The organism is Gordonia alkanivorans NBRC 16433 (assembly GCF_000225505.1).
Lineage (GTDB): Bacteria > Actinomycetota > Actinomycetes > Mycobacteriales > Mycobacteriaceae > Gordonia > Gordonia alkanivorans.
On the sequence record NZ_BACI01000115.1, the window covers coordinates 1 to 8,844 of the forward strand.

Consider the following 8,844-nt stretch of genomic DNA (forward strand, 5'->3'; position numbering starts at 1 on the left):
AACAAAGCCGAGCGCCACACAAAAAACAAACATCTACATCCATAAAGAATGCACGATGCCAAAAAATGGCATCAGACAATTCATCATCACACTATCGAGTTCTCAAAGAACACACACCCACCAACTACTCACCCCCACAAGGGCTTTCACCAGCAGACTTCGTTCTGACTTTCACCGCCACCCCGTCTCCGGGGCAACTCTTCCAGCTTACCAGACCCAAACCCCGCCCGCAAAATCCGAAGATCCGCGCACCAGGACAGTCCAGCAACCCCACACACCCAGCCCGAGACACCAAGTCTCAAACCAGAAGATCAGGGGCGGCCAACGAAAAACCCGGTCTCCACTCCCCACCAGTCAGACCCTCTCAGGTCCCCCGGGGCGGCGCCGTGGCTCGCTGACTCGACATAAGTTACGCACGTGGGTCGCCAGCGTCAAATCGCCTGGTCAGTAGCTTCGTTCGAGGACCAACAGCGAGGTCGGCGTGCACGCCATGGCGGAAGCCGACCCGCTCTACGGGTGATCCCCTGCTGGGAACCACCCGAGTTGTCCGCCCTCCCCAGGCCGGCGAGCCACGAACCTTGGGCACACATGCAAGAACCCCCGCCCGGGCGTCCCGGGCGGGGGTTCTTGTGTTGGTAGCGGGGACAGGATTTGAACCTGCGACCTCTGGGTTATGAGCCCAGCGAGCTACCGAGCTGCTCCACCCCGCGTTGGTGAAGACAACGTTACACACGCGTTTGTCAGCGACGCAAATCGATTCCGCAACCGCCTGTGACCAGCACGAATACCTGTGATGGCGGTCACCGATGGGGGTAAAGGGGAGGTCACTGCGCCGCCACGTCCGGCAACAGCAGCGCCGACCGTTGTGAGCTGAGTCACTCTCGGGCGTACACTCGGCGCTACCCGATCCGGGCTGACCCACTACCGAGGAGGGAACCATGTCCGCCCATTTCCATCATGAGAGCCATGGCAACCACCCGATGAGTTTCATCGGCTTCGTACTCGCACTTGGCGGCTTCCTGTCCGCGGCGTTGTGGCTGGTCCACATGGCCGCCGGCAACACGGGCCACGCAGTCCTCTTCGCGCTGGTCATGGTCGCCGCGTTCGGTTGCGCGATCTCGATCTTCTACACCATCGGCCACCGGTATCACCACAGCCCGGTTCTGCCGGACAACACCCCGGACGAGAAAGAGCGCTACGTGCGCAAGTATCGCGGCTAGCGATACCCGGCGCAGCAGCGCTCGGCTTCCTTCTCCCGATCGATGCGCCCCTCACCGGGGCGCATCGATCGGATTCTGTCCGGCTAGTTCTGCTCGGGCAGTGATTCGTACTGCGCGACAGCCTTGTTCAGCTGATCGAGGGCCTGGCCGTAGCCGGCGAAGTCGCCCTTGGTCTGCGCATCGCGCAGCGCACCGAGAGCATCCCCGATCGCCTTCACCGCGGCGTCGCGCTCAGGCGTTCCGCCCTGCGGCGGCGTCGGCAGCTGCGGGTTGGTCGTCCCACCCTGCTGCTCGGACTGGTCCGGCGCGCCCTCGGACTGCTGTTCACCTGGAACCACACCGGCGGCCGGCGTGATCCCGACCTGGCGCAGCGCCTCGGCCGTTGTCGGTGCGTAACCGATCCGGGCCTCACGCTCCTTCGGCTCATAGCGGGTGATCACCCGGAAGAGCCGCGGGAAGGCCTCTTCGCCCTGGGCCTGGGCGTACATCGGGACCACGTAGAGGATTCCGTTGTCGCCGACCGGCAGCGTCAGCAGGTTGCCGAACGTGACCTTCGCCGTGTTCTCGAGTGACTTCAGCGACTCGGCGACTCGGCGACTCGACCATCGGTCTTCATCGGGTTGAAGGCCTGCTTCGGTCCCGAACGCTGGCTGTTGCTCGGGAGCTCCTTGACGGTGATCTGCCCGTAGTTCGACGGGTCCGACGAGACGGTGATGTAGGCACCGAGGATCGGCCGGTTGAGTCGGGTGAGCACCGAGGTGAGCTGGAACGATGCCTGCCTGCTCTCCGGATCCGAGGCCACGAAGTAGTACGGTGGCTGATCGAGTCCGCGCTGTTCGGCGTCGGGGCTCGTCGGATCGGAGGGCACCGACCAGAAGTCGTTCGCCTGGAAGAAGGTCCCCGGGGTGTCGACGTGGTAGCGCGTCAGGAGCGCCCGCTGGATCTTGAACAGATCCTCCGGGTACCGGACGTGCTCGCGGAGTGAGGTCTGCTTGTCGAACTCGGCACGCGAGGCGACCGAATCCGGGAAGACCTTCATCCACGTCTTGAGAACCGGGTCCTCGGTGTCGACCTCGTACAGCTGGACGTCACCGGTGTAGGCGTCGACCGTGGCCTTCACCGAGTTGCGGACATACGACACGGTCTTGTTGACCTGCGTGCGTCCGGTCTGTCCGGGATTGAGATCCTGGGCGTCGGCGGTCGCGCTCTGCAGCGACGTCGGCTGCGAGTAAGGGAAGTTGTCGAGGGTGGTGTACCCGTCGACGATCCACTTGATCGAGCCGTCCTCCATGACCGCGGGATAGGTCTTGGAGTCGACGGTCAGCCACGGCGCGACCTGCTTGACGCGGTCCCGCGGGTCGCGGTTGTAGATGATCTTCGACGCCGAGGTGATCTCCCCCGACAGCAGGAAGTTGCGCTCCGCGTACTTGCCCGCATAGAGCAGTCGGCTGAACCAGTTGCTCAGCGGGACGCCCGCCGGGCCCTGGTAGGTGTACTTGGCGTCACCCATGTCGTGCTCGCGGGGTTCGCCGCCCTCGGAACCGACGATCGCATAGTCGGGATCGATCTTGGCGAGCAGCTCACCGAAGTAGATACGCGGCTGCGTCACCTTGATCGGGGCGTCACGCTTGTACGCCTCGGTCTGGTAGTTCGTGGTGTCGCTGACGTAGTAGAACGGGTCGCCACCACCGTCGATGTCGTTCTCGTCGACCGACTCGTTCACCCGGTTCGCCGGCGCGGCGACGAAGCCGTTGCCGTGCGTGTACACGAGATGCTTGTTCAGCCAGTTCTGCTGGTTCTCGAGGTACCGACTCGGGTCGAGTTCACGCACGGCGACCACGAAGTCGCGGAGTTCGCCGTCGATCTTGTAGCGGTCGACCGCGAGCTGGGTCGGGAAGCCGTAGAAGTTCTGCCGCTGCTGCTGCTGGATGAACGTCGGCGAGACCACGTTCGGGTCGAGGATGCGCACGTTCGACAGCGTCGGGATGTCGCTGTTGACGAGCGCGGGGTTCGCCGGCTGGGCCGTCCAGTCCTTCTGCGTGATGACCTTGTCCGGCCCGATGCCGTAGGCCTCCCGCGTGGAGTTGATGGCCCGCTGGATGTACTCGGCCTCCTTCTGGGCAGCGTTCGGCTTCACCGAGAACTGCTCCATGGTCAGCGGCCAGCCCACGCCGATCAGCAGTGCCGAGAACAGCATCAGCACGGTTGCGAGGGCAGGGATACGAAGGTCACGCAGCACGACGGCGGCGAAGAAGGCGACGGCACAGATGATCGCGATCGCCATCAGGATGAGCTTGGACGGCAGCACCGCGTTGATGTCGGTGTAACTGGCGCCCGGGAAGATCTCGGACTTCCGCGAACTCGACAGCAGGTTGTAACGGTCGAGCCAGTACGCCGCCGCCTTGAGCAGCAGGAAGGTCCCGGCCAGGACCGCGAGCTGGATGCGGGCGGCCATGGTGACCGATCCCCCGCCCTGACCGAGTCGGATGCCGCCGAAGATGTAGTGGGTGACCAGGTTGGCCAGGAACGCCACGACGACCACGACGAACAGCAGGTTCAGCACGAACCGATAGAACGGCAGGTCGAAGGCGTAGAAGCCGATGTCGAGGTTGAACTGCGGGTCCTTCTGACCGAACGGGGTCCCGTGCAGGAACATCTGGACCGTGGCCCAGGAACCCTGCGCGACGAGACCGGCGAGTGCGCCGATGATCAGGGCCGGCAGCACCGCGAACCAGCGGACCTTGGTCATGACGGCGGTCCGGTAGCGCGCGAGCGGGTCGTTGGGGCCCGCGGTCGGCACGAAGACCGGCCGTGACCGGTACGCGAGGGCGACCGCGGCGAAGACGATCACGCTGACGACGAGCGTCGTGATCAGGAAGAGGATGACGCGGGTCCAGATGACCGTGCTGAACACGCTCGAATACCCGACGTCGCGGAACCACAGCCAGTCGGTGGCAAGACCGATCAGTCGTGGTCCGATGAGCAAGAGGACCAGCACGGCAACGCCTAGTCCGATGACGATCTTGCTCCTGCGTGACAGTGTCGGCATTCCTGCCGGCCCTCGGACGCCCACCAGACCCACTCTCCAAAGCTCTCAATCCGGACAACGCCCTGCGTGACGAGCAGCCTGGGCGTGGTGCCCACTGTACTGGCACCACCCGGGTGCCGATCACACTCGGGCTTCGGGACAACGATCCGGGGTCGGAACGGGTTCCCCGGGGTCGTGGTACGGGCCTCGTCGGGGCAAGATGGGCGGGTGTCCGACCCCAAAACACCCCCTTCGACGCCCCGCGGTTTCTCCACCGACGACCTCGGGAGCGCGCTGAGCGAGATCCTCGACCACGTCGACGCCGCGGGCTGGGGCCAGGAGCCGTCGGTGTTCGCCCTCGCACCGACCGCGGTCCTGGCGCAGCAGGCACCGGACGTTCTCGGAGACGGCGCCGATTCCGTCCTCACGCCGATCGAGCAGGAGTGCCCCGACCTCGACGCGTTCCTCGCCTCGGCGGTCTGGCCGGAGGCGGTCGCCGGCGCCGCGGTGGCCATCGAGATCGTGGTCGCTCCCCCGGCGCCCGGCGATGACGGCACGCCGCGCTACGTCGTGGACGGAACCGACCCCGCGCAGGCGATTCGGATGGCGCGTCGGAGCAGGCGCGTCTGGTGGCGGGCGTGCTGCGCGGCGGCCCGGACCTCGCGATCATGCGGCTACGCCATCAGCCCGGCGAGGAGATCGAGACCCTCACGCATCCGCAGCTCGGGACCGAGCTGCGCGCGGCGCTCGCCGGTACCTTCACTCCCGACGACCCCGGGGCCTGAACCGCCGGACCGAGTTCGGCCGACTCAGCAGGTCGGGGCAGGACGACCTTCGCCGACCGCATCCAGCGCCTCGACCGCGCCGTCGAGCGTCTCGACCTTCACCAGTTCGAGGCCGTCGGGACGGTCGGAGACGGCCTCCGCACAGTTGCGGGCCGGGACGAGGAACACCGTGGCACCGGCGTCGTGCGCGGCTCGGGTCTTGTGGGTGATGCCGCCGATCGGCCCGACGTCCCCGTCTGCGGTGATCGTGCCGGTTCCCGCGATGAACTTGCCGTGGGTCAGTTCGCCCGGGCTCAGCTGATCGATGACCGACAGCGCCAGCATCATGCCCGCCGACGGCCCGCCGATGTCGCCGACGGTGTAGGTGACCTTCAGCGACGGGTCGGCATTGGCGACCTCGGCCGCGACCCCGAGGAATCCGGCCTTCGCGTCGTCGGGATGCGCGGTGAGCGTGACGCTCACCGTCTGCGGCGTGCCCTGTCGCACGATCTCCAGCGGCAGCACCGTGCCCGGCGGGTTCTTCGAGACGACGTCGCGCAGTTCCTCGCTCGTCTCGACCTCGACGCCCCCGGCCCGGGTGACCACGTCACCGGCCTGCAGGAGACCGGCCGACGGGCCCTCGGCGCCCACACCGGCGATCCGCAGGACCGTGGGACGGTCGAGGAAACGCAGCGCCGCGACGGTGGCGTTCTCCTCCGATCCGGTCATCTGCAGGGCGTTCTCCTCCTGCACCTGCTCGGTGGTGCGGTCCGGCGGATACACCTCGTCACGTGGGGTCAGCGCGTACTTCCCGGACAGCCACATGCCCAGTGCGTCGAAGAGTGTGAGCCCGTCGCTGACCGACACCGTCGTCAGGTTGAGGTTGCCGGTGGTCTTGTCGACGGGGGCACCATCGATCTGTACGACCCTGCGTTCGACGACCTTGCCGTCCTGCTCGACCTTCGTCATGCCCAGCGTGTTCAGCGTCGGACCGGGACCGAGCGCGGCGTAGGGCACCTGCACCTGCGTGCCGACGACGAGCAACGCCAGCAACACCAGGGCACTGACCGCAGCGGTGGCGATCCGGCGGAAGCGAGGGCTCGAACTCATTCCGCACACGATAGTGCCCCGACCTCCGGGGACGGTCCCGGCGTCGCTACGCGCACGGCGAACATCCGACGCCGTGAACGCGCCTGTCCGGGCGGTACGGTGGACGTATGAGTGATCTGCCCTTCGGCTTCTCGGCGTCCGGCAACGGCGACGACGACCGCGACAAGAACAGCGGCGACAAGGACAAGCCGGGCGACAACCCCGGCAACCCCTTCGGTGGCGCCAACCCGTTCGGATTCGCAATGGGCGGACAGGGTTCCGGCGGCGGCCAGGGCTTCGGCGACTTCGACCCGTCGAACCTCGACCCGAACATGCTCGGCCAGATGTTCTCCCAACTCGGCAGCATGTTCAGCGGTATGGGCGCCGGGATGGCCGGTGGCGGCGGCGGTCCGGTGAACTATCAGGTCGCCACCAATCTCGCCCGCCAGCAGATCGGTTCGTTCACACCGATCCTGGAGAAGGAGATCTCGGCGTCGGCCGATGCCGTGCGACTGGCCGACGTCTGGCTCGACGACGCGACGACCTTCCCCAGTGGCGTCACCCAGACCGTCGCGTGGACCCCGGTGCAGTGGCTCGAGGAGTCGATGGACACCTGGAAGGGTCTGTGCAACCCGGTCGCCGAGCAGCTCGCGCGCACCTGGCAGGACAACCTCCCCGCCGAGGCCGCGCAGTTCGCCGGCCCGATGCTGGGCATGCTGACGCAGATGAGCGGAATGGCCTTCGGGACGCAGCTCGGCCAGGGTCTCGGTCAGCTCGCCAAGGAGGTGCTCACCTCCACCGACATCGGTCTGCCGTTGGCACCCGAGGGCATCGCGGTCCTGCTCCCCGAGGCGATCGCGAAGTTCGCCGAAGGTCTGGAGCAGCCCGGCCAGGAGATCATCGTCTTCCTCGCCGCGCGCGAGGCCGCGCACGTCCGGCTCTTCACGCACGTCGGCTGGTTGCGTCAGCGCCTGTTGTCGACGGTCGAGGAGTACGCACGCGGGATCAGCATCGACTTCAGCGGGATCACCGACGCCACGGCGAACATCGATCCCACCGAACTGCTGTCGGATCCGTCGAAGCTCGAGGAGCTCATCAGCTCGTCGACGTCGTTCGAGCCGACCACCACGCCCGAGCAGAAGGCCGCGCTCGGCCGCCTCGAGACGCTCCTGGCTCTCGTCGAGGGCTGGGTGGAGCAGGTCGTGACCCGGGCACTCGGCGACCGCATCCCGAGCACCGGCGCACTGACCGAGACCATCCGCCGACGCCGCGCTTCGGGCGGCCCCGCCGAGCAGACCTTCGCGACCCTCGTCGGCCTGGAACTGCGTCCGCGCAAGGTGCGTGAGGCATCAGAGCTGTGGCGCCGGGTCTTCGAGGCCACCGATCTGTCGACCCGCGACGGCGTCTGGGCGCACCCCGACCTGCTGCCCGACTCCGACGATCTGGACAACCCGGCCGCATTCATCGACCGTCTCCTGCACAAGGACACCGAACTCGACGACGCCATCGCGCAGCTCGAGAAGTCTCTCGCCGAACAGGACGACACCGAGTCCGGGGACGACGGGCCGAACGGACAGAGCGGTCAGGCCGGCTCATAACTCCACAGTCGACGCCGTACGCGCCCATGTTGTGGATAACCGGCCCGACCGACCTCGGCGAGGTGTTTTCGCTGGCAGAGTTGCGTCATGTCCATCACGGTCCCGCGCATCCGGCCGGGAACATCGATCCTGGTGCGGCCTGGCAACCGGGTGCATGTGGGGATCGATCCGGCCGGCAGCGTGATCATCGAGCTCGACGACGCGATCTCGGCGCATTCGGTCGCGGCGATGCTGCGGACGCTGGAACGCCCGTGCACGCCGGAACTACTCATCCGTCGGGCGTCGGCGGCCGGGCTCGCCGACGACGAGATCCGGACGCTCCTCGACGGTCTGACCGCGGCCGGGCGGACGATCACGGGTGGCGAGGCCGACACATCGTCGGCGAGTCCGGATCCGACCGAGTTCCGGATACAGATCCACGGTCAGGGACCTTTGTCGGATCTCTTGGGTGCGTCCTTGCGGGCGCAGGGCCTGCACGTCCAGCGGACGATGCGCCGACGCGCCGACGGCTCGCTCGACACCGTCGACACCAGACTCGTGATCCTCAGCGACTTCCTCGTCCACGACCCACGGGTCGTCTTCGCCCTGACGAGGGCCCGGATTCCGCATCTGCTGGTCCGGGCGCGCGACGGCGTCGGGATCGTCGGCCCTCTCGTCCTGCCGGGACTGTCGAGCTGTCTGATGTGCGCCGATCACCATCGCTCGGACGCCGACCCGGAATGGCCGATGATGGCGGTGCAGCTCATCCGCGCGCCCGGCGATCCCGACCCCGCAATCGTGCGGCCTACCGCCGCGATCGCGCACGGGCAGATCGAACGTCTGGTCACTGCGCTGCGTCGGCCCTCCCCCGCCGCAGCGCGGGGCACGCCGCAGTTGTTGAATCAGGTATTGGAGTTCCGCGATGATCCTGTGCGAGTGGACCGCCGAGAATGGTTACCCCACCCAAGCTGCGATTGTCGTGCGATGCGAGACGAACAGCTCAAGTCGTCTATTGTGTGACGCGGAAAGGATGCTATGACCGACATCACTCGGGGGCAGGGTCGTCGCAACGCGAAGTTGGCTTCTCTCCCCATCGGTATGGCCGGACGTGCGGCGGCGGGGCTCGGCAAGCGCATGGTCGGCAAAGACAAGGACGAGGTCAACCA

The 8,844-nt window shown here is 66.8% G+C and carries 4 protein-coding genes, 1 tRNA gene and 2 pseudogenes; 4 read left to right on the plus strand and 3 right to left on the minus strand.

The genetic code is table 11. The annotated features are described in order from the left end of the window. Positions 1 to 633: 633 nt before the first annotated feature. Positions 634 to 710 (minus strand) — tRNA-Met (locus tag GOALK_RS20715). A gap of 228 nt (positions 711 to 938) precedes the next feature. On the opposite strand from GOALK_RS20715, the gene GOALK_RS20720 reads away from it, so the two are divergent. Further along, positions 939 to 1,220: a hypothetical protein gene (locus GOALK_RS20720; protein WP_006360800.1), complete on the plus strand. Its 282-nt coding sequence runs from the start codon at positions 939 to 941 to the stop codon at positions 1,218 to 1,220. A gap of 83 nt (positions 1,221 to 1,303) precedes the next feature. Here GOALK_RS20720 and GOALK_RS20730 read toward each other — a convergent pair. Beyond that, positions 1,304 to 4,269, minus strand: a pseudogene (locus tag GOALK_RS20730) (UPF0182 family protein). Positions 4,270 to 4,476: 207 nt separating this feature from the next. Between GOALK_RS20730 and GOALK_RS24745 the strand changes: the two are divergent. Continuing rightward, a pseudogene (locus GOALK_RS24745) lies at positions 4,477 to 5,033 on the plus strand (PPA1309 family protein). 24 nt (positions 5,034 to 5,057) lie between these two features. On the opposite strand, the gene GOALK_RS20740 reads toward GOALK_RS24745, so the two are convergent. Beyond that, positions 5,058 to 6,122: a YlbL family protein gene (locus tag GOALK_RS20740; protein WP_050918772.1), complete on the minus strand. Its 1,065-nt coding sequence runs from the start codon at positions 6,120 to 6,122 to the stop codon at positions 5,058 to 5,060. 107 nt (positions 6,123 to 6,229) lie between these two features. Here GOALK_RS20740 and GOALK_RS20745 point away from each other — a divergent pair, with 107 nt between their 5' ends. Together GOALK_RS20745 and GOALK_RS20750 are read left to right on the plus strand one after the other, a co-directional pair. Next, positions 6,230 to 7,699: a zinc-dependent metalloprotease gene (locus tag GOALK_RS20745; RefSeq protein WP_006360805.1), complete on the plus strand. Its 1,470-nt coding sequence runs from the start codon at positions 6,230 to 6,232 to the stop codon at positions 7,697 to 7,699. A gap of 87 nt (positions 7,700 to 7,786) precedes the next feature. Beyond that, the gene (locus tag GOALK_RS20750) at positions 7,787 to 8,698 is read left to right on the plus strand and encodes a hypothetical protein (protein ID WP_006360806.1); all 912 of its coding nucleotides are present in this window, start codon (positions 7,787 to 7,789) and stop codon (positions 8,696 to 8,698) included. Positions 8,699 to 8,844 lie beyond the last annotated feature (146 nt).

What these genes read in the sequence shown, in the direction of transcription:
- GOALK_RS20720 (WP_006360800.1), top strand. Translation starts at nt 939, where the DNA reads ATGTCCGCCCATTTCCATCATGAGAGCCATGGCAACCACCCGATGAGT.
- GOALK_RS20745 (WP_006360805.1), top strand. Translation starts at nt 6,230, where the DNA reads ATGAGTGATCTGCCCTTCGGCTTCTCGGCGTCCGGCAACGGCGACGAC.
- GOALK_RS20750 (WP_006360806.1), top strand. Translation starts at nt 7,787, where the DNA reads ATGTCCATCACGGTCCCGCGCATCCGGCCGGGAACATCGATCCTGGTG.
- GOALK_RS20740 (WP_050918772.1), bottom strand. Translation starts at nt 6,122, where the DNA reads ATGAGTTCGAGCCCTCGCTTCCGCCGGATCGCCACCGCTGCGGTCAGT.